Genomic DNA, 21608 nt, shown 5'->3' with positions numbered 1-21608 from the left:
AAATTTTCTAGAAAAGCTAACTCTTTATTACAATGAATTTTATTTAGGCTCTCACTGGAATCTATTGCTATTTAATCCCAAGCTTCAAACTCATTGGGCTTTACGTGTTTTATTTTTAATCTAACGCTAGGAGCCAGAGCTGTTTCAGTTCCCAATTCACAGTAGTACTCAACAGCATTTTCATCTTCAATCATGTCAACGGAGTTAGCAACGACACTCAACCGTCCACCACCTCTTGTCAATGAAAAGTACGCATTCTTGTTTTCATTTACTTCAAATTTCAAAGGAATGAATTCAGGTTCTTCAAGAGAAATATCTATCCATTTATAGCTATCTAAACTCTTCCCTTGTCGTGAGGCATAAACTGTTTTCAACCCATTTTCGTCAACAAAGAAGCACATCGAATTCTCGGCTTGATTAAAACAAGCTTTCAAGCCACCACCTTTATTTTCCAAATCACATGTAAATATAACAGAGTCTTGTTCGCAGCCTGTATTTACAAAAAAATGGTAACAATACAATAAATAAAAATTTCATTTAAAAAATTTATGTACTACTAAGAAAGTGGGTAGGAATCATTCTTGATAATGGGATATTATAAAAAATCCAGCTCACTAAAGTTATATATTAATCTGTTCTATTATAATTATCTTTCAGTTTTTCTGTTATATTTCTATATGTATTTTCATTTTCAGAGGTCAATGGGTAGCAGGCCTGGTAGTTATTTATTGAAAACTCAAGAACAGTATAATCTAGATCCAATAACAACTGTGCAGGCTCCTCTTGATTTGATGTGTCTGGTATCTGGATTGAGCCATAAGAAGTAGTTATTCCATCATCCCCACTCCATTGTGCTGCGCATGGCTCTCCAGAATAGGTTTCAAGTACGCACACCCTGAGCGCATGTCGATCAAATCGCAGTGTTGTATCTCTCTTCTAACTTCTTGTCCATCTTCATTCCAAAAGGAGACTATTTCAACTTTAGGAAGAATAGCATAGTTACGATTGGGAGATATCGATATTTCTTCATCAGTAGTAACTGATTCATAATAGCTATTCTTTGGATAAAGATAGAACGATTTTCCATCACTACTATAAAGGAAATTTCTATCTTTCACAGATAAACTGCTTGCAGTTGATACGTTCGAAATTAATGATAAAATCAAATAATAGTTCATATTAAATAGCTCGTAGTGTTTTTTAAATATGCTTTCGTCGTCAGTCATAACACGTTGTTTACCATAAATTTCTAATATCTCGCTTTCTCTAAGAATATGTAACTCCTAGTCCAACTAAGAATATTATTAGATATATTTGAATTTACAGCTACAAAAAGCGCCAAAAGGCGCTTTTTGTATCTGTGTCCTAAGGGCTAGGCGATTTAAAGTCAAAAAACTTTATTATTTTAAAATGAAATTACTAGGCTTATCTTTAAGAAACACCCTAGGTACCAACCTCTATCTCGAGTGATGTTGTTAATTAATACTAATTTTATTCCATGACTTTGCAAGATACAGAATGTGGTCCAGCTTGTAATTAACATCATAAACAAAATAATAATTTTTATATTTCCCACGATGTCCTTTTATATAAAAATCAACAACAGGGCGAGAGTTTATAAAATCATCCAAGGAGTAATATATGATATTTGCATAATAATCATTTAATTTATATTTTTCTATTTCCAATCCAGTACCATTATCAAAGAAAGACAATTTATCTTCAGAAAATATAAAACTATTTTCTTTATTACTTACTTTGTTAATAACATTAGAGTAGTTATCCAATGCATCAACTATGTCAATGGAAAGACCACAAACTGCATTTCTATTTAATATGCCATTCATTGGGTTTCGGCTATTATTATAAATACAGTTTATTTTATCAATTTGACGCTCACTAAAAGTAAATATAGCGTTGACACCATTTACATTGGTTAGTTCTAATGCAGGTTGATCGTTAAACTTAATAAGATTAACACTCCTTGAATAGCCCTTTTTCAAAATGTCATCGTATGGCTTACCTAAAATCAATAAGTCACCATCGTCTTCTTTATAAACTGTGCTTGCATGAGCGCAACCATAAATAGCTATGGAAAGCACAAATAGAAATATTTTTTTCATATCGAATCACCTAATATACTTTCAAATTCTTTTGCATAAGAAGCTATCAAATCTGCTTGATCTGAACCATTAATTATCTTTCTAGAATTAATGTAATCTGTATTCTTACCAATGTAGTCATCTAAGCTCTTACCAGTGAAAATTCCTTCTTCCATTCCCCACAACATTATCATAAAAGAGTTGTGAAGCGTCATTGCCAAATCGGGAGAGTTAACAAAGTCAATGCCAAATTTATCCTTAGCTCTTTGATAATTATTTTTCCATGTTAAATGTACATATCCTCTTCCTCGATACTTGAATCCATCACCTTCTTTTAAATTACCATTTAGTTTTGCTCTTTCACGATACTCAGCTGTATCCGCCAAAACTGGATCATATTTATTAAAGTAGTCTTTGCTTCCTATTTCTGGTTTTAAGCTAAAATACTCACCACTTAAAAAATGATAAGCTTCATGTTGTGCCGTTGCTAACATATACGCTACTTTTCTAACATCAAACTTATATTCATTACTAGATTCAGAATAGTATTCGTTTATAACTTTTAACAAATTCCTCAAGTTTCCTTCTGAACGAGAGCCGAAAATAAATGGTTGACGTAACTTAGGAAACCTAAGCTTATACTGTGTTATAAAATATTCAATATCGATACTAAAACCGTAACTATGAGGCGTAAACGGCCAATAATGCCAAAGGCTCTTATCATCACCTAGTTGTAAATCACCTTGTAAATCTTGCATCCATGAGAACTTATCTGCTCTTTCCAGTTCGAATTGCGAGAAAAGATCAAAGCTATCCATCACTTGATCGCGCCATGGGGAGTTACGGTAGTCTTCTTCAGTCACAAAACCGGCCGAGCACTTAATATCTATTGCTTCCTTTGCGGTCTGATGGATTGATTCATAAAGACTTTGTGACGATTCTGTATGCCAATCTGTAGGATGTTTCACTATAAATCGCTCAAAGTGTTTACGCTTACCATCTAAGTATACTTTGGCATCACGAGCAGTGAACGAGGAAAAATCCGTTACTTGATCTTCTGTCACAGATTCAAGTAACTGCTGAATAAACAAATTACTCATATCAACGGCACCACTACTATCGGATCCATCGAGAACGACCAGTGGATTTTCTTCCGCATTTTTGGGAGAAATCTGTTTTTTGAAAAATTCGGGCGGCTCCTCAAAAGAAAACATCTCGATATGCACGCGATTATCGTCTTTCTTAGTTCCTATTGCATCGTTGCTGTACTCGTGCAGTCCCATGTAGCCGATATCTTCCCCAGCTGAAACTTTTATTCCCTCTCTAAATAAGATCGAGAGTAAAGAAACCACACTACCGTCCCTAATCATTGCCGCGTTGTCCGACATCCATTTAGGTTCTGAAACCGATTCTGATAGGACAGCAGAGGAATCTTCCAAAATGTCAAAGTCACTATTGAGACCCGAAGCAAACCAAACAATCTTGTTTAACAGTGCTTTTTCGCTACCACTTGGCGATTCACCATTCTCTACCACACGGCACTTTATCATTTTGTAGGTATTTTTGCCGATCTGGTATGGGTGGGTTTCCTTCTCTTCAGCATACAGGTATTCAAGTAATGTCCCTTTAGACATCGACCGTTTTTTTACTTTTACGCTAGAGTTAGTAGGCACATCACTATGTTCGAAAATGCGTACATTACGCCTTTCTTGTAAGCGATAACGCGTGTTTATTGATGAATTGGCGCCAATATCTGAAGGTGGCGCAAGGTGCATATAAAGTGTATAGAATTTAAATACATCTTCACTATCTTCGGGGTTTGCAGCCTCATGCTCGATAAGCACAAAGTTATTACTGTATTTAAACTCTTGCTCTTGGTACGTTGATGTTAGGTAATCAGGATTTATGCGAAATGCCACTATTTTTCCATCAAGCATCGCTTGAATAGGTCTGAGCCCTTTCCCCCACGGTAACATTTTTGATGTTAAGTGAACGCCACTATGCCAACCATATCCTTGTCCTATTAAGTAACGACCACTCTTAGCTTGAGCAAACAATTTCGTAAAATCACTGAGCGTGTAGTAAGCGTCACCTTCTCGTTGCGCTATCGGAAAAACTGCATCCATGATTTAAATGTCCTAGTCAGAAAAGTTATCGTCAAAAGTGACAAATGATGGGCGGTTCAAGTTGTTTGACTTCGTGTACACCACCGCATTAACCCTACCTAAATTAGTAGCAAAGCTAGATCGGCTCGCTATGTTAACGGTGCTCCCAAGGGCCATTGCCGATATAGAAATTAGGGTGTCATTTTTGGTTTCGAAAATTTGGCTAATGACGTCAGGAAGTGCTTGTTTGAAGTGGTTAAGTGCTTTTTTATAACCGTTTATACCCTCTTCAACAGAACTCAACGATCTTGCAGAAGCTTGGCTTTGTATGAAATCTAAACGACCGATGATTTCACTGTTTAGCTCATCGATGTATGAACAGATTTGATTGTTTATCAACGTCCATAAAACAAACTGCAAATACTTCACAGTATTCCCAGTCCCTAAAAAGCGAAGCTTCGCTAATAATTCATAGGGAGGCTCAAACACATCAGCTTGATATAAGACTCTCAATATATCGCCATTTTCGTGCACTTGCTCCAAGAGCAGTTCAACTAAAGGTTCATATTTCTCTAGCGCAGTAGTATCAGTTTGGATGTGATAAAGTGCCGAAACATAAGCATCAGAAAAATCTTTAGAGTGATTTTGACTAATCGCATAAGGAGACGATATACGGCTTTGCTCTAACACAATATCTTTAAAGTCATCATCACTGAAGGATGGGGACATCAATATCCCCCAGTCATTAGCAACCCCAACACGATCTTCCCAAAATGGCGAGCGGCGACCTGCGACAAACGTACAAAAATCATTCGGATCAGGGTAAGTTTCCGTCACAATATTTTCAGCTAAAGATTGGTTCGGCGTATAAGAGTCTTGAGTTTCGCTGAGCACTAACTTGCATTCTTTTAGAGCGAGACCATTAACAGATGCTTTTCCGCTAGAATCCAGCACTCCACTCCCAATGACAGCACCTGAAGGTTCGACTAAAGAAAATTGTGCATTAGAGTAAGGGAGCCCATTTGGATATTTGCATTCTATATCCAACGTATACGTCCCTTCCTGCTCTTCAGTCACAGAAACCGATGGGTTTTGTGCGCCACCCAAACACATAGTGTTAGCTTTGTTCATGGTCATTTGATCGGACAGGCGACATACGCCCTTACCTTCAAACTTAACCGTTGGTGAAGCTGAAATGAATTTTGCTTCGGCTTCTATCGTGCCTGAGGCAACGCCTTTTCTGTCACCGCCCGCATCGCCAGTACTTTTTGAGAACGTACTGCCCTTGATAGCGACACTGTTACCGCCATCCATAGAGACCGTCGTAGTCCCACCTGCAAGGTCTGCTGATTTAGCATTATTGCCATAAGGGATAGGAACGACTGGCTTGCCGACCTTAGTTAAACAAACATCTGGGAGCGTTGCATTCGCTTCACCACCTGAGCCTTTATGAACTATCGAAAGTCCATTCGCACCAACTGTTACGCCCATAACCAATCCATTTGAATTTTATTGATTGAATGATAAAAGAGATCGCACATTGCAATCTCTCTAAATGACTAGTGAATTTCACTAAAAGACCAGTGATATTCACAGCAAACCTTAAAACTGGCAGAAGATCTCATTTTTAGATTTCTGGTTATCTATACACTTCAAGCAGTTGCTGGAATTTTAAGTCTATGACGATGTAGGTTGCCGCATACATAAGCGCAAACGTAATCGCACTAAGACTCAAGATCAGCTTGGGTGAAATTACCCTTTTTAACGGCTTCTTTAGGTATTTAGCTTTAAGGTTGATTAAAGAAACTTTTTCTTGTTCTGCTAGGCGGTCATCTCGCACTAATCGATAAATGGTGCTGCCAATTTCCGCTAACTTTTCGTTACCACGCTCTTCACGGCCGTACTTGCCTTGGAAACCAAGTTGAAGCAATAAATAGAGAAACTCTATAACGTGACGGTATTTGCGAGGGTCGGCTTTTAAGCGGTCGAGAATAACGAAAAACTTGTCACCACCAGATGTTTCGTTATGGAATTCAGACAGTAAGCTGTTCTGGCTCCAGTGACTATTTGCCCCCCATTCTTGCCGACAAACAGATTCATCAATCGCCGCACACAAGCAGTAACGAATAACAAGAACCGAAGCACGATCGAGCTCCATTTCATTAAGTTTTCGTTCACCTTTTCGAATCTCACGTGCCACTTGTTCACGAAATGGCATCGGGTCATCAAGCCAAGGGATCGAAGACATACAAGACAGACTGGCGATCAACCATGAGAATTGATCTACCAGCGGGTTAATACCCATGTTGTCGATAGATAGATCTTGTACTGCGATGTTTCTCGATAAGTCAGGCGCTGGCATTACCTCCATTGGTTTGCCAGGCTCTGGTTGGAATAAGACTACGGTGACGTCTGTTTCTGCGTAACTCATAGACGAACGGCCCAAAGTTGCAATGATAAGTTAGCGAAATCGCCCGCAACGTGAATCGCAATCGCAGCAGTGTTCTTCAATGCCATCCACTCTTCACCCGTTTTATCGAGCTCGAAATAGGTATAGCCAGCGTGATACGGCAGCGCGCGTGGCACAACTGGCATTGGTTTGATCTCAATCCCAGGCAGTTGAAGGTTAATCAAGTCGCGAATGTTATCGATTGAACCGATCTTCGTTTGGCTGACAAATTGCGTATGCAGGACATCCAAGGTAACGTCGGCTTTAACTGCAAGAATAAAGGTCGTCGTATCAATGATCTTATTATCAGGGATCGCTGCCGTTCTGATGCCATAGTTCTGATCTTTTAAGGTCAGTGGAATTGCTCTTTGTTCAGACATCACGCTCAATGTCATTTTCGCACTGTCTAGAACGCGAGAAAGACAACTAGTTAAATCACCATGATTGTACTTAGTAAACTCAATAGGTCGGCGTGTCGTCGAGCACAGCGTCGAAAGCTCGCCCTCTGCCTGAAGAAGAATTCGATACAAAGACTCAGGGTGTACAGCTTCTGTGTTTGCAAAATGCCAAAACAAGGGTTCGTATCTATTGAGCGCTTGCAAAAGCATAAAGTCAGAAACTGATGATACGCCTTGTTGATCCACTACCCCTAATCGCTGAACTATGGATTCTGCGCGGTGCTTGAGCATAGAAGCAAACTCCGTCGCGAACTTATTAAGTACCGTAGATGCGTGAATATCAATACAGGTAGGAATGAAACTATCATCTAAGATCACGCTGCCATCTGGCTTCACTTCCGAGATCTTGAGGATCGGAATAGACGTGTAAGCACTTTTATCTTCATGGTCGTACATTAAGCAAAAGTTAAGCTTACCGACGACGATATTTGCCATGTCTTCCGAATCATAACAAGCATCAACCGCTTCTTGAGATTCCATCGTATAACGTGCACCGTCTTTTTTAGTGCCAAATAACTCAGAACGTTCCGATGGTAACGGACAGCACAAATAAACCACTTTATCGGCAATCGAAGGATCCACATCTTTCACTTCTGGTAGTTCAGCGAGCAGTGGAAGTTCAAATGGCGTGCGGTCCTGTAGGATGCCTTCTGCACGCGTAATACCAATTTTACCGAGGGCTAGCAGTTGTGAATTAATTTCCAAACGCTTAATCCCCCAATGTAAAGGAGACGCGTTGTTGCTCAACATACTCGACAGTTTACTTTGCGAACGATCGAGTTGTTGAAAATGCTGCGGCTTCATGAACATTCCATCTTGCCAAACAACTGGATTGTATAAAGACATGTTTCTATCCCTTAAAAGTAAACCTGTTCAATGCCGCGAGTATTATCAGAAATTAACTCACTGCCTTCTAACTTGAGCTTGATGTAGTACTCGCTCTTCTCTTCAATGACTTCAACTTTACGCCATGACGAACCATCAATATCACGAAAGGCCACAGAAAAACCGACGGCACGAGTGTCAGGGTCTAGCGTTAGCATTTCATGAACTTTTCCACCTGGCTGTATTTGATATTCATAACGTTTGATGTACTCATCACCCAACGACGCTTTATCGTTTTCAAACAGCGCAAAAAAATCTAAGCTTCGGAATAAAACTGGCGAATTTAATTCGTGAAGACGGAGAATGACCGGAGATGACTGCCCCCCATCTCTCACATTGAGTACAGGTGACGCCTCAATAACCAATTCAATGGACGAAGTTTCTGGTGTGATACCCGTGGACTCTTTAAATTGATCCCACATGGAACAACCGGACAACATGGCAAATCCGAGTAATACGGCGATACTACGCATGGTTTCCCTTAATCACTTTGTTATAGTTTTTCTTAATCAGCCCTTTTAAGGATGTTTCGTTGAGCAGGCGACGATTGTTAGAGTAGAAATCTAAATATTCGCCCCACAGTTTTGACTTCGTTGAGAACAAAGATTGACTCGCCACTTTGTTAGCAAATGCAACGGGATCGTTCGTCTCTGATTGTTCTAAAATGAGCTCATTCAGCGCTTTATTAAAAGTGACTTGGTGGTCATTCAACTCATCAAGCATTTGTTCTACCAGTTCATTTGGAGCCAGTAGATGTTGGCTATTGAGAGTCAGCATCAGCTCCGCAATGTTAGAGTTAGACTCACTCGTACTCTGCTCCTCTTTCAAGGACTCTACTTCGTGTAGTTCTTTCTGCAGGTTATCAATACATAAGCGCAAACAAGTGCCCATTTGTTTGAACAACTGAGCTTCATTCGTCATTAGCTCAGGATTTCTAATACCCAAACCATCAAAGAACGCTTGTGCTATATCTTGAGAACAGGCGGTTGCTTCGATACCCGCTTGCTCTTTAGTCGTACTGTTTATCGTAGGTTCTACCGCAGGCATTTGCAGTTGCTGATTAGCTTGAGAAGAGGGAGTAAATGACTGTGTCATCTCTTCCCATTTTGAACCTTTAGCAGTATGTTCGACGATCGTCTCGGTGGAGTTAGGTGCATGATGCTGTCTTTGAACTGCCCTATCTAGAATCGTCGTTTGGGGTTGAACCGTCTCTTCTGAGACAATATCTTCTCTATATGGCGTACCGTTCTCTACCCCTAACGAACCCTTTATTGATGCGTTACTCTTGGTCTCCGTAGCCATCCAATCTTCAGGGATGAGGCTTGGCTGATCGAACTCGGAGTATATGCTGAAACTGTCATCGACCACCTGACGTGTGCTTTCCACCGTTTTAGGCTGTTCAGGCTCTGGATGCTCATCGTCACGAATTAAATAATCATCATCTCGCTGCATTGAAAAGTTAAGGTGCGCAACAGGATCATGACAATCAATGTCATCCTGTTTAGTCTCCATAAACAAATCTTCTAAAGCGCCTACTTTTTCTTCTTCTTCGACAACTGCGTCTCCGAGGCTAACCAAAGGATCATTGGATACTCGCTCAGGGGCTATATCAGCGGCAATGTCTTGTGTCGAGGTAACATGCTCCAGAGAAACGCCAATTTCATATTGTCCTAAAGAAATAATATCGCCATCGACTATCGCAACAGGTTGATTTTTTAGTATTTTGTTTCCGTTAACCATAGTGCCATTAGTGGATACGTCACTAATATAGTAGGTATCTCCATACACACTGATCAGGCAATGAGTGCCTGATATAAAGCGGTTGTGATCGGTTAAAGACACACTACAACTTGGTGAACGCCCCATTGAACCACCACTCTCGGGCATTTCAATGTGCTTGACACCTGTGTATTCCTCTGGGCATTTAGAAATAAATAGAACTAGCTGATTTGAGTGCATCTATATACCTCAAAATAGCATAGAAACAGACAGTTCAAGCCCACCTATCCCATCATTGATAACTGGGAGAATATAAGAGGCTTGAGGAATGATTTGTATATGAGCATCTGGGTTACTACCTAGCTTAATGACCGTACCAACGGCGATAACTGCACCCAGCTCGAACTGATCGATGTCCTCGACACTCTTATAGCGGTAACCTTCTGGGTCAACTTGCCAACGGTTTGAATATTGTGAGTAACCTGCAGATAAACCAGCACCTACGTACGGTGTGAAAACGCTCCAAGAAGCCAGCGCATATTGCGGTACAACACGAAGTTCATAGTTAGTTACTTCTTGATATAGACCGCTAGCTGGCGCTTCGATATCTTCTGCTAGGTAGTTAAGCCCTAACCACCAGCGCCAACGGTTATTATTTTCATCAATAGGGCGAGAATGAACCAAGCCAAACCTTAGAGTGTCTTGTTCACCACTGTTACCTTCTTCGTAATTAATGCTATCGATAGTCAACATACTGGCAGAGAGTCCATAACGCTCTCCCTTTGCGACTGCAAAAGAAGAAAATAGACACATGGCTGAAATCAGCCCGATTTGACTTGGTTTTAGCATTTCGTCCCTCTAGGAAAACCGATATTCTACTTAGAGGCGAAAGATATCAATTATATTCTCTTTTTCAATAAGCCTAAAAAAACACCTATAACTTAATACATTTCAACTATAGGGTTGGTTATTTTACCTACAAACAAAAACTAATGGACCGAACTGAGTTAAAGCAATGAGCCTGTAAACCTATTTAATTAAATAAAAATTAAGAAGGCTCTATCACCAATTTAAGAGGGCTAATTTAAAGAACACAGGCGAACAAAAAACAGACAAAGTTAACAATTTAGTCACATTTATTAACTCAAAAGATCGACTTCGTCATATATAAGGCTCTCCTTAAAAACAAATCGAACTATTGACATTAATATTATGAACAAAGATCACACTAAGGATAATTTAATTTATTTTTTTAGTGTTTTTATTATCTAAACAACTTCTTTTATCTATAGAATCACTTCGGTAATGCACTGCTTACAATTTAATATAACAGCAGTGGAGTCCTATATACCTTAATACTTCTATATGATCAGTTGGAATTTGCCTTATGTTTTTTAGCGACTTCGCTCGAAGACCAATCGATGAAAATAACCCAAGCGGCTCTAACCCTAATGGCTCTGAAGACTTTGACGAAATAAAACGTCAAATAAATAATCTTAATAAAGTCACCGGAAGAGTCTCTTGGAAAACGGTTCAAACACTCTCAAAAAAAATCTTGAGCACTCACGCAAAAGACTTACGTTGTTGCTGCTACTTCACTGTCGCATCAACATATAACGATGGTCTAAGAGGCCTTGTTGAAGGGTTAAATTCATTGCTTGATGTGTGTGTCGTCTATTGGAACACCGCATACCCTGAACATTCAAAGTCAAAAGCACGAATGAGCGCAATTGAATGGATGGTGGAGCATACTGAAAAACGTATTAATAAGCACCGTGCGTTGCCGGAAGAACTTCCACTGATTGAAGCTGCGCACCAGTTGTGTTTAAGAATAGAGGAAGAGCTTCGCCTTCATTACGGTATTCAAGCGCCTTCATTTGGTCGCATTCGTCGTATCTTAAATCAATGGGCTGAACAGATAAAAGAACAACAACATGCCATAGAGTTACGCGAGAAAAAACAAGCAAATACTAACGCTGCTGCTTCCGCACAGGCAACACCTGAAATTAAAGTGAATGTGTCTCCCTCTCCTGCCCCGGACTCGCCATCCCCCCTCAACAACAGTGAAAAAACGACCCCAACAAAGTCCGGCCGATTTATGATCTACTTCATCATTGGCTTGATTGTTACGGCGATATGTTCACATTTTGTTTACGAACAACAACGCTATCGAACGCTGGAGCAAAAAATTAGTCAAGCTTCACTTAATGAACTTGTAAAGTTGGTCGCCTCGTTAGATTACGAAAATAAAAAATATGCCCAGTCACTGAAAACACCAACTATTAATCGCGTAGATATTATGATGAATAACTGGTTTTTAGACTCGGCCAAAGTAAGTAACGTCAGCGAGCTCGATAGCTTGACCAATGAATTAATCGCAATCTATCCAGATTCATCTTCTGCCCAGCAGCTACGTCAAAACTTTTTGACACAGAGCGCCCATTTAGAAGACCAGTTTATGGATGTGTATAAGCGATTCTCAGACGCAAGAACGGTGTTTGCCAACGTAGCTAGACAGAATGTAGATAAGAACTCTAAAACGGCGTACGAATATAGTAACTCACTATTCCCGCTTCTAGGTCGTATTGAATACGCTGAAAAGTATTCACAGCAAAAGGAAATTGACCGCGCAACCCTTTTACTGAACATCTACCTATATAAATTGAGTCAGCTACAAGCTGAAAAAACTGACAATAAATAACAATACAATTAAAGAAGTTTTAGGCTTATGTTCAAACAAAAACTGTTTAGAAATCCAGTTGTGATTTCTACTATATTAACGCTTTTAGTGGCGATAACCATTACCGCTATTTATCTTCTTTTTCTAAAAGATGCAGATAAACTGTATCTTTGGCTGAGCCTTGGTGTTATCGCCATTTTCTACATCACTTTTCAATTCACACTATGGTTGAAAAAAAAGAACAGCGCTAAAGCTCAAAATTTGGAAACTGAGGAAGAAGCTCTTTCTATGGTTATCCAACCTCTTCTTGCTAACTCAGGCAAGAAACCAATTTATCTGATGCTTGGTAATAAAGGGTCAGGGCGACGTCAATTTTTATTTAATTCTAGTGCAATTAAACCAATGGATCGCACGAGAACCGCTAAGAATGATTTTTTTGAATGGTACGAATCTGACAGCGCTGTATACATCAAACCTGACCCACGCTTAGTGTTTCAAGAAATATCAAGCAGTGATGCTTCTTTATGGAATACATTCATCGAAGAAGTGATTCGCCACCGACCTAGAAAACCATTTTCTGGCTGTTTATTCTTTATCGACTTCGAGTTCATGATCGTCTCTGAGCCAGAACAAAAAGAGTACACTATTTCGTCGTTATTGGAGCGCTTGAGCACTATCAACTCTAAAACGTCGTCAGCATTACCCATTTATCTAATTATGTCGAAGCTAGACAAGTTAGATGGATTTAAAGAATACATGCACTTTAGCTCTCTTAAGACACGTGTAGAGTTCCTTTCTATCCCGCTGAAAGAGGCCAAAGGTGTTTTTTCAGAATACTACCGTGATAGCTACCGAAATCTAGTTAAAGTGCTTGAAAGTAACGCGCTAGATGCATCAGCTAACTCAACAGATATCGACGAGAAACAGGCAATTCTCGCTTTCCCTAAGCAGTTTGAGCTATGTCAGTCTGAAGTCAGCTATGTCCTTGAGCGTCTGTGTGATGTTAACAACGGTGTTTATTCGCTAGATATCCGTGAAATTTTCTTTAGCTCAAGTTTACAAGGCGGTCGTAAATACAATTTACTAGCAAAAAGTTGTAGTAACTACTTCAACTTACCAATTATCGCCTCTGAGCATACCCAGTTGACGGAAACACCGTATTTTTCTCGCTTTCTGATTGATTCGCAAATATTGCCTGAAAGCGATTTTGCGGGAGAAAACAAGACGTATCTTCGTCTAATTCAGAGACAAAGCCGTTTAGCCATACTCGGCTCCATTATTCTGCTTGCTGGCGGTAGTTACTTTTTTGCAACTACGTTAGACAGTAACTTACATGTGATGAATCAACTACTAAGTATTGATGACAAATCACAAGCAGAGCACGATGCAAGATTTAGTGAGCTTTTAGAAAATGCAACCAAAGCGATAGAACCGTCTTATGGGGCATGGCTTAAAGGTTCTAAGGCTTTAGATGAGGAAATATTACCACTCAATATTAGCCGTTTGGATCAAAGCACTCGCATTGCCTACGAAGCGTTACTTAAGGAAGTCGCTCAGCAGCTAATACCTCTGATTGAGAAAGGTTACCGCCTACAATTGGCACAAAATCAAAACGCTTTCACGCGCGCTTTACCTCTATTGAAGGGGTATTTAATGCTTAACGATCCATCTAAGCGTGATATCCGTTTTTTACGTCATCAAACACTCCAAATGATGAGTGATTTGAGTAACCGAAGTGACGTCGTAGATCAGGCCATGCGCTACTTAGACGCCTACTTTCGCACACAATTTGCTCCAATCGATATCAACATGGATCTTGTTCGTGCAACACGTCGCTCATTACTTGCAAATTCGAATGTCGACCTCGTGTATGCAGGCATTTTAAACGAAGCAAGCTCTATTGATTTAGGAACATTAGATCTGCAACGAGCCGTCGGTTTTGAGTTTAGCAATGTATTTAACACGCCAATCGATAGCGAACGCTTAATCGTCGATAAGATCTATACCTCCACTGGTTTTAGCACCTTTTATCGACCACGCGTGGACTTAATGTCACAACGAGTAATCAGCGACAACTGGGTTCTAGGTCTATCGCAACATGTCATCCCTACCAACGAAGAGCAAGAAGCCTTTAAAGAAGAAGTGCGGAAAAAATATACTGATGACTACATCAATAACTGGCGTAATGCGCTGAGTGAGCTCAAAGTCCAACACTATGACAACGTTGGTGACCTGACCAACGCGATAGACTTAATCTCTGGCCCTTCTTCACCAATGACAACGGTATTGAAGCAGGTCTATGCCAACACACAATTTTCACCCGTTGGCGAAAAAAGCGCTCTAATTTCAAAACTTGACCCGAAACTCGCGGCAGCAGCAGATTCGGCATCAGATGCCGTAGAAGAAGTGGTAAAGCCTGATTACTTACTAATGCAACGTGTTGAGCAAGCCTTTCACCTATTAAACCAGCTTCAAGTGAGTGAGACACCAAACTCCCCTACTCCTTGGGATGAGACCGTTGCAGCGTTGAGTCGTGTTCGCACCTACATGAAAGACATCGCCGACGCGCCAGATCCACAAATGGCGGCGCTAGCAGCAGCACAGCATCGAATGAACAGTACTGAGGCGGACCCATTAATCAAGCTTAAACAGATTGCACAAAAATCACCAGAACCCGTTCGCAGCTGGTTACTAGATGTGGTTCAGCAAAGCTGGTCAGTAATGATTACAGAGTCCGCAAAAGGCATCCAAACTCAGTGGTACAGTGAAATTTATACCAAGTTTAAAGAGATTGGATTAGGGAAATATCCATTTGACCTAACAGCGACCGAGGAAATCTCAATTGAAGATTTCGAATTGCTATTTGCTTCAGGTGGCTTGTTAGACACATTTATTCAGAAAAACTTTGCACCGTTCTACGATACGAACTTGTGGACGCCAAAGCAGGTAGATGGTGAGACGATGCCAATCTCTCCAGCTCTGCTAGTGCAACTACGCAACTATAATGTCATTCGAGATACATTAATTAATAAAAGCACCAACCGAGTTCATATTCCGTTTAGTGCAAGAGTACTCGACCTTGACTCTAGTGCAATTAGAGCCAGTTTAAAAATTGCAGATACCAATATGAGTTACTACCACGGTCCAAGCCGAATTCGTGAAATGGCCTGGCCACCGCAAAATGGTGACTTCAATATTAGTATCACACTCCAGGATGTAACAGACGAAGGTAGACAGCACGTTTTAAATAAGAGTGGTCAATGGGCGATATACAGATTGCTAGGTAACTCGACCTTGACAAACACTCATAACGGCAGCTTTGTCAGTGACATAAAAGTGTCAGGGAGGGACTTAAGCTTACGCATCACTCCATTGACGCAGAAAAACCCATTCACTCTTGCTGAGCTATATAACTTTACGCTCCCAGAGTCGATTAAATAACAATATAAAAACAAAATAGGCAGAACACATGATTTCAAACATGACTTTACAAGGTTTAGATAAATTAGATCGAAAAATACTTTCAAGTCTATTGTCAAACGGGCGTGAGTCTATTGCGAATCTATCTCGAAACATTGGTTTGTCTCGTACAGCAGTAGCAGAAAGGATTAATCGTTTAGAAAAGACCGGTATTATCAAAGGCTATACCGCACAAATTCGTGTAGAAAACGAAGGGCGCAAAGCCGCAAGCTATCTATTGATATCTTGTGAAAAGGGTAAGAAAAATGATGTAACAAATGCGCTTAAAGAAATCCCTGAGGTTCGCTTAACAAGCGTTGTTGGTGGCAACTTTGATATTATTGCCCTAATTGAAGCGCCCGATCTGCAGTCTATTCATCATCTTTGTAACGAAATTGAGTCATTTAACGGGATTCAAAGGCTTGATACTACCGTCGTACTTCACCAGCCGATCAGCCGCTAAGCTTTTCTGACCTTTTTGATGACAACATAAAAAGCCGCTCGTAGAGCGGCTTTCTTATATGCTTCCGATAACTCGGATTTTGGCATCTTTATCACTTGGGTTACCTAACCAGAATGTTTGTCCTAAGTGGTTCCCTTCCCCATTACCTAGCTTATTCTCTGGAATACTATCTAAGTTAACTGTCAACTTTAAGTCCCACGACATCGGGTCACGCAAAATGAAACGCATCAGGCCAACCAGTGTTTTGTGTAACTCACCATCGTAGGAAAACTGCTTAAATGTTTCAAAATCGATGCTGTCGATGCAGAGATTAAATTTGCCGTTTAAGTCCGCAATGCTTTGTCCTAAGTGCAAATTTTGCCCTAATATGCAATTAGCACGGCTGAGTTTATTCCGTTGGCTTTCTGCGATTTCCACGCGTCTATAAACCCACTCTTCAATACGCACATTCGGCAGTGAAAAGTAGTGCGAAACAATACCGGATATCAGCTTTGGAGAGCGTGTACGCGTAGAAAGTTGGTTTACATAAGACAGTATTTTCGCTCGATCTAACTCTGCGACCTTACTATCTTGCATTACGCTAGATAGGCCCGCCAAGTGCAGCATACGTCCAGAGAAGGCATCACTTGCCCCGCTTTGGTACTGCACGTGATATCGGTATTTCTTCCAAACCCGGTACAACAAACTGGTGTACCGATTATGGAAAAAATCAAAGAAATCTTTTACCGGATTGTCTTCAGGATCTCGCCCTGCCAGTTTCTCAGTATAAGAAGCAGGAAGTGGTGAGCTTGAACCATGCAAGCCAAGAAAGTTAGTTTCGACTCTAGAATACTGCTGGCCATTTCTCTCCATATGAACAATAAAGTCCATATCGCTCTTTGGAAAAGATAAGTTTGGCGAAACGCTGAACTCAATACGTTCTTGGTGGAAGTACTTGTTCTCACCGACGGCGACAAAGTTAGAGTTCGGCTCTAGTTGATAATGCTTCTCTAGCAGCAAGACGGCTTGATAGAAACTAAACTCATTCGACTTATCAGAAAGTGTATTAATCATAGTATCGTCTGCTGTCCGATAAGACTTGCCCAGTTATAAACCTCGCCTGTCGCTTCATCAAACACTTCCAGTTCGGTAAAGGAGTTCACACTCGAATACAAACGGATGAATTCGTTAAGCACCGTCGCCATCAAGAACATGTCGCCTTCATTGACAAAAAATTTGGAATTGGTGACCAACTTAAACTGATTGCCGCGTACCGAAACGCCACGAAACACACGGTCGATTGGTTTCATTTCCGAAGAGATAACCCCGTCAAGTCGATGAATGGATGCACGGTGGGCTTGTCTGTCAACACGAGAGTGGAAATCATAGGTAGAGAGAAGTACTTTAAGTACATCAATATTTGCCAGCGATAAATAGTTGAGTGACATATTCGCAATTAGCTGCCACTGAAGCTCACCATTCACTTGCGGACTGACCGATTGAGTGGGCTTGGTAATATTCCTAAACGTCGCATAGGTCGGTGATTTATGAGTCGCGTAAGTGATGTCCCCCACTGACAAACGTTCCGCCAAATCTGCGTTACTACATTGCAGTTTCATGAGTACCGTTTCTGTCCCCAGTTCCGCAATGTCCCCATTATGAGTATGAAATGATATGTAGCGCTCAAGGCCTCTACCGCTTACACGCTCAGCGACTTTAGATTTGTAGAACTCGCGCTTATCTCGTTGGTTAATTTGATGCTCAAATGATTCAAATTCAATCAGAGACTTTCGACGACGCTCGTCTTTACTCCAGCTTTCCACTTGCTCAATGGAATAGACTTCGTAATGCTCCTGAGTGTTGCTTTGCGGACGTACCTTGTACTCGTTACGTCGGTGCTCTAAACGAATTGGATCGCCATCTTTTTCAAACAAGTTAACGGCAGGCGTACAGTGCAACTTCAAGTGTTTATCTTTAAGCACCACTTCTGACGGTAATGCACGCTTAAAGTGGAATTTGATTTTGACCGTGCTACGTTGTGGAATGCCTTTTAGCCACTCTAAGCCTTTAATGTCGAAGAACATGAACTTATCTGGCAAAGAGAAGAATTCTTGCAGCAAACGGTAGCCTGCAAATGAATTTTTGCTGTAAGGCAGGAGCGCTTCGTCCTCTTCATGCCCAACTGGCTTAACATATTCTGGCCCTAAGCGATGTTTGTAACCACCACCAACATCTAATTCGACATAATCTAGGTAACGGAACAGCCATAAGAAGACAGTTCGAGTAATATGAATCTCGCCATGCAGGTGTAATCGCAGCGTGTCTAAACCGATCCGAGACAGTTCAAGACCATGCTCCGTCGATAAAGTCACATCAATCATCGAACTGGTGCGGCTGTTGGTCTGTTCGATGTTAGTGATCGTAATTGGGTATAGGTTGACGTCGTAACAAGTACGGAACAAGCATTGCGTGCCCTCTACCTGTTCACTCGCCATTTCTGCGCCACGTTTCACCACGGTTTTCTCAGTAACACTTCCGGTATGCGGTTTTAGTTCGCTAATGCACAAAGACGGAATCGAACGCATGTAATGTGGCCACAGCAAAGTCATTAGAGATTGCGTCAGCTCAGGCAGTTCATCGTCAATCTTTTCGCGGATACGACCTGTCAGAAAGGCAAAACCTTCCAGCAGTCGTTCGACATCTGGGTCAAAGGTTCCCTCAGAGAGAAAGTGAGTTAACTTCGGATGATATTTGGCAAACTCACTACCCGACTCACGCAAATACGTGAGTTCATCTTGAAAGTATTTACTGTTACTCAAGTGGCACCTACTAAACGTTAAATTGGCCGTCGGTTCCCATGTAGACGTCTATCGACATTGGGACTTTACCGCCGTTATGGGAAACTTCGCCGCGAATACCAAAGCCGAGTTGTAGCAGGTTATGGTGATCTTCACGGTAATTAACCTCGACATTCAACAGTCGCGGTTCAAAGCGCTCTATGGTTGACGTGATATTTTTTTGAATGTGGCGAACTAGGTTCGTGTTGTTAGAAAGTACGTCATTAAAATCTGGCAAACCATACTCATTGTCGATCATTGCATTCCCAGAATGGGTATTCAGCAAGTCTGCGAGATGAGAATGAATAGATTCAATCAAATGCTTGTGAGAAACGACTTTCTCGTAACAGTTTTTGGGTTCACCAAGCTCAATCCGCTCTAAAAGGCGATAACCTTTTTCCATCTTCACTCCTACGAAAAAAGCAGCCAGTCTTTACTGGCTGCTTTATGGTTTCAGCAATGGGTTATTGGTCTAACTTACCAACTAGAGACAAGTCGAAGCTTGCACCCATGTACTTGAAGTGAGGACGCACAGACATTGATACTTTGTACCAACCTGGGTCGCCTTCTACGTCTGACACTTCAACCTTAGCAGCACGTAGTGGACGACGACCACGGACTTCTGCTGGCGGGTTTTCCTGGTCAGAAACGTATTGACGAATCCACTTGTTCAGTTCAATTTCTAGGTCTGAACGCTCTTTCCACGAACCGATTTGCTCACGCTGTAGCACTTTGATGTAGTGTGCTAGACGGTTGATGATGAACATGTAAGGAAGCTGAGTACCTAGCTTGTAGTTCATCTCTGCTTGTTTGCCTTCTGGCGTGTTCGCAAACACTTTCGGTTTTTGAACTGAGTTTGCAGAGAAGAACGCCGCATTATCAGAACCCTTGCGCATAGTTAACGCGATGAAGCCCTCTTCTGCCAGCTCGTACTCGCGACGGTCAGAAACAAGAATCTCAGTTGGGATCTTAGTTTCGATTTGACCCATGGCTTCAAAGTTGTAAACCGGTAAGTCATGCACAGTACCACCGCTTTGAGGACCAATGATGTTTGGACACCAACGGTACTTAGCGAAAGACTCACTAATTTTTGATGCCATCGCGTACGCAGAGTTACCCCATAGGTAGTTGTCATGGCTGTCTGTTACTTGCTCATCGTAGTCAAACGCCTTAATTGGGTTATCTTCTACAGAGTAAGGTGTACGTAGCATAAAGCGAGACGTACATAGACCTAGGTAACGTGCATCTTCGTGTTCACGTAGACTACGCCATTTAGTGTATTGTGGGCCTTCAAATACTGACTTAAGATCTTTTAGATTCGGTAGCTCTTCATAGCTATCTAGACCAAAGAACTTCGCAGACGCCGATGTAATAAATGGTGCATGAGACATTGCACCTACGTTTGCCATGTACTCCATCAGTTTGATGTCTGGAGACGAAGCCGACATATCGTAGTCACAAATGACTGCGCCAACAGGTTTACCACCAAATTGGCCATATTCACGCGTATAGATTTGTTTGTACAAACCAGACTTCACCACTTCTGGCGCGTCTTCGAAGTCATCAAGAACTTCGTCTTTCTTCGCAGAGATCAGTTCGATTTGAATGTTCTCGCGGAAGTCAGTGTGGTCAACCAGGTACTTAAGGCCACGCCAAGTTGATTCAATCGCTTGAACTTCTTCGTTGTGAAGAATTGCATCAACTTGCTTAGACAGTTTTTGGTCAATTTCTGAGATCATCAGATCAACTAAAGACTGATCCACTTTCTCTGTGTTCGAGCTGCTTAGTAGCTCACTAATGAATGCTTCTACGCCGCGTTTTGCAACATCAAAACCTTCATCACTTGGCTTTAAACGAGTTTCGTTAAGAATGCTATCCAGAAGTGAGCCTGATTCAACTAAGGCTGCTTCTTGTTCTGGCGCTTGTGCTTCTGCAGACATGATATCCCTTACTCTTCTTTCGCTTCTTGGTCGTTACCAATGCTTAGTTCATCCAACAGTTTCTTTCTCGCGTCTTCATCTTGAAGTACTGATGCGATCTTCTTGCGGAATGCAGGAACATTACCTAGAGGGCCTTTCAACGCCACCAAGGCTTCGCGAAGTTCAAGAAGGCTGTTTAGTTCAGGTACGCTTTTCGCGATCGCTTCTGGAGAGAAGTCCTTCATGTTTTGGAACGTTAGATCAACACCGATTTGGCCGCCTTCTTCATCAGAAAGACGGTTTTCAACGTTCACTTTAACGTTTGGAGACATGCCTTCTAGCACTTCGTTAAAGTTGTCTTTATCGATATTGATTGGAGTGCGTTCTTCAATTGGCGTCTCATCTGCACGTGCAGTAAAGTCGCCAACCACCATCATGCTTAGCGGCAGTTCTACGTCTTCTTGCGTATCGCCAGTTGCTGGAACATAACGGATATTAATTCGCTCTTTAGGAGCCACCGAGCCGTCACGTGACATAATTCGTTCCTTATCTA

Annotated in this window: 17 protein-coding genes and 1 pseudogene; 3 read left to right on the top strand and 15 right to left on the bottom strand. The window is 41.3% G+C overall.

The genetic code is table 11. The features are described from left to right. Positions 1–71: 71 nt before the first annotated feature. From LIX84_RS02180 to LIX84_RS02135, 10 genes and pseudogenes are all read right to left on the bottom strand, one after another. The gene (locus tag LIX84_RS02180; RefSeq protein WP_226420499.1) at positions 72–455 is read right to left on the bottom strand and encodes a hypothetical protein; all 384 of its coding nucleotides are present in this window, start codon (positions 453–455) and stop codon (positions 72–74) included. Positions 456–827: 372 nt separating this feature from the next. Continuing rightward, entirely contained in the window at positions 828–1226 is a 399-nt protein-coding gene (locus LIX84_RS02175) for a hypothetical protein (RefSeq protein ID WP_053807870.1), read from the bottom strand. A gap of 249 nt (positions 1227–1475) precedes the next feature. Beyond that, entirely contained in the window at positions 1476–2123 is a 648-nt protein-coding gene (locus LIX84_RS02170; protein ID WP_226420498.1) for a hypothetical protein, read from the bottom strand. Then, the gene (locus tag LIX84_RS02165; protein ID WP_226420497.1) at positions 2120–4228 is read right to left on the bottom strand and encodes a hypothetical protein; all 2109 of its coding nucleotides are present in this window, start codon (positions 4226–4228) and stop codon (positions 2120–2122) included. Before LIX84_RS02165 ends, LIX84_RS02170 begins: the two co-directional genes overlap by 4 nt. A gap of 897 nt (positions 4229–5125) precedes the next feature. Beyond that, positions 5126–5698: pseudogene (locus LIX84_RS23550) on the bottom strand (DUF4150 domain-containing protein); the annotation flags it as partial. 148 nt (positions 5699–5846) lie between these two features. Beyond that, positions 5847–6638 carry a type IVB secretion system protein IcmH/DotU gene (gene icmH, locus LIX84_RS02155; RefSeq protein ID WP_006741083.1) on the bottom strand — a complete coding sequence of 264 codons (792 nt, stop codon included), beginning with the start codon at positions 6636–6638 and terminating at the stop codon, positions 5847–5849. Further along, positions 6635–7960 (bottom strand): type VI secretion system baseplate subunit TssK, encoded by a 1326-nt coding sequence (tssK, locus tag LIX84_RS02150; RefSeq protein ID WP_006741084.1) that lies wholly within the window; start codon positions 7958–7960, stop codon positions 6635–6637. The genes icmH and tssK overlap by 4 nt, the downstream gene beginning before the upstream one ends. 11 nt (positions 7961–7971) lie before the next feature. Further along, positions 7972–8472, bottom strand: coding sequence for a type VI secretion system lipoprotein TssJ (gene tssJ / locus LIX84_RS02145; protein WP_005392625.1), 501 nt, complete (start codon positions 8470–8472; stop codon positions 7972–7974). Then, positions 8465–9958: a type VI secretion system-associated FHA domain protein gene (locus tag LIX84_RS02140; protein ID WP_226420495.1), complete on the bottom strand. Its 1494-nt coding sequence runs from the start codon at positions 9956–9958 to the stop codon at positions 8465–8467. Before LIX84_RS02140 ends, tssJ begins: the two co-directional genes overlap by 8 nt. Before the next feature lie 9 nt (positions 9959–9967). Next, positions 9968–10567, bottom strand: coding sequence for a hypothetical protein (locus LIX84_RS02135; protein ID WP_005392629.1), 600 nt, complete (start codon positions 10565–10567; stop codon positions 9968–9970). Positions 10568–11105: 538 nt separating this feature from the next. On the opposite strand from LIX84_RS02135, the gene LIX84_RS02130 reads away from it, so the two are divergent. Genes LIX84_RS02130 through LIX84_RS02120 form a run of 3 tightly spaced genes read left to right on the top strand, consistent with a single transcriptional unit; the run spans position 11106 to position 16320 of the window. Further along, a complete protein-coding gene (locus tag LIX84_RS02130; protein ID WP_226420494.1) occupies positions 11106–12419 on the top strand; it encodes a type VI secretion system ImpA family N-terminal domain-containing protein in 1314 nt (437 codons plus the stop codon). A 27-nt stretch (positions 12420–12446) separates the two neighbouring features. Beyond that, positions 12447–15839, top strand: coding sequence for a type VI secretion system membrane subunit TssM (gene tssM / locus LIX84_RS02125; protein ID WP_226420493.1), 3393 nt, complete (start codon positions 12447–12449; stop codon positions 15837–15839). A 28-nt stretch (positions 15840–15867) separates the two neighbouring features. After that, entirely contained in the window at positions 15868–16320 is a 453-nt protein-coding gene (locus LIX84_RS02120; protein ID WP_005373369.1) for an Lrp/AsnC family transcriptional regulator, read from the top strand. 54 nt (positions 16321–16374) lie between these two features. On the opposite strand, the gene tssG is transcribed toward LIX84_RS02120, so the two are convergent. From tssG to tssB, 5 genes are all read right to left on the bottom strand, one after another. Further along, entirely contained in the window at positions 16375–17373 is a 999-nt protein-coding gene (gene tssG, locus LIX84_RS02115) for a type VI secretion system baseplate subunit TssG (RefSeq protein ID WP_226420492.1), read from the bottom strand. Next, complete coding sequence (gene tssF / locus LIX84_RS02110) at positions 17370–19118, bottom strand: type VI secretion system baseplate subunit TssF (protein ID WP_006741090.1); 1749 nt, start codon at positions 19116–19118, stop codon at positions 17370–17372. Before tssF ends, tssG begins: the two co-directional genes overlap by 4 nt. Positions 19119–19128: 10 nt before the next feature. Further along, positions 19129–19539, bottom strand: coding sequence for a type VI secretion system baseplate subunit TssE (gene tssE, locus LIX84_RS02105; protein ID WP_226420491.1), 411 nt, complete (start codon positions 19537–19539; stop codon positions 19129–19131). Between the two features lie 61 nt (positions 19540–19600). Next, positions 19601–21076: a type VI secretion system contractile sheath large subunit gene (gene tssC, locus LIX84_RS02100; RefSeq protein ID WP_005392635.1), complete on the bottom strand. Its 1476-nt coding sequence runs from the start codon at positions 21074–21076 to the stop codon at positions 19601–19603. Positions 21077–21084: 8 nt separating this feature from the next. Then, entirely contained in the window at positions 21085–21591 is a 507-nt protein-coding gene (tssB, locus tag LIX84_RS02095) for a type VI secretion system contractile sheath small subunit (RefSeq protein WP_006741091.1), read from the bottom strand. Between the last annotated feature and the right edge of the window lie 17 nt (positions 21592–21608).

Origin of the sequence: Vibrio sp. E14 (assembly GCF_020515785.1) — a bacterium.
Classification (GTDB): domain Bacteria; phylum Pseudomonadota; class Gammaproteobacteria; order Enterobacterales; family Vibrionaceae; genus Vibrio; species Vibrio diabolicus.
This window is presented reverse-complemented; position numbering and strand designations above follow the sequence as displayed.

Excerpts from the sequence above, each read along its gene's own strand:
- LIX84_RS02175 (WP_053807870.1), bottom strand. The coding sequence starts at position 1,226 with ATGACTGACGACGAAAGCATATTTAAAAAACACTACGAGCTATTTAAT.
- LIX84_RS02170 (WP_226420498.1), bottom strand. The coding sequence starts at position 2,123 with ATGAAAAAAATATTTCTATTTGTGCTTTCCATAGCTATTTATGGTTGC.
- LIX84_RS02165 (WP_226420497.1), bottom strand. The coding sequence starts at position 4,228 with ATGGATGCAGTTTTTCCGATAGCGCAACGAGAAGGTGACGCTTACTAC.
- icmH (WP_006741083.1), bottom strand. The coding sequence starts at position 6,638 with ATGAGTTACGCAGAAACAGACGTCACCGTAGTCTTATTCCAACCAGAG.
- tssK (WP_006741084.1), bottom strand. The coding sequence starts at position 7,960 with ATGTCTTTATACAATCCAGTTGTTTGGCAAGATGGAATGTTCATGAAG.
- tssJ (WP_005392625.1), bottom strand. The coding sequence starts at position 8,472 with ATGCGTAGTATCGCCGTATTACTCGGATTTGCCATGTTGTCCGGTTGT.
- LIX84_RS02140 (WP_226420495.1), bottom strand. The coding sequence starts at position 9,958 with ATGCACTCAAATCAGCTAGTTCTATTTATTTCTAAATGCCCAGAGGAA.
- LIX84_RS02135 (WP_005392629.1), bottom strand. The coding sequence starts at position 10,567 with ATGCTAAAACCAAGTCAAATCGGGCTGATTTCAGCCATGTGTCTATTT.
- LIX84_RS02130 (WP_226420494.1), top strand. The coding sequence starts at position 11,106 with ATGTTTTTTAGCGACTTCGCTCGAAGACCAATCGATGAAAATAACCCA.
- tssM (WP_226420493.1), top strand. The coding sequence starts at position 12,447 with ATGTTCAAACAAAAACTGTTTAGAAATCCAGTTGTGATTTCTACTATA.
- LIX84_RS02120 (WP_005373369.1), top strand. The coding sequence starts at position 15,868 with ATGATTTCAAACATGACTTTACAAGGTTTAGATAAATTAGATCGAAAA.
- tssG (WP_226420492.1), bottom strand. The coding sequence starts at position 17,373 with ATGATTAATACACTTTCTGATAAGTCGAATGAGTTTAGTTTCTATCAA.
- tssE (WP_226420491.1), bottom strand. The coding sequence starts at position 19,539 with ATGGAAAAAGGTTATCGCCTTTTAGAGCGGATTGAGCTTGGTGAACCC.
- tssC (WP_005392635.1), bottom strand. The coding sequence starts at position 21,076 with ATGTCTGCAGAAGCACAAGCGCCAGAACAAGAAGCAGCCTTAGTTGAA.
- tssB (WP_006741091.1), bottom strand. The coding sequence starts at position 21,591 with ATGTCACGTGACGGCTCGGTGGCTCCTAAAGAGCGAATTAATATCCGT.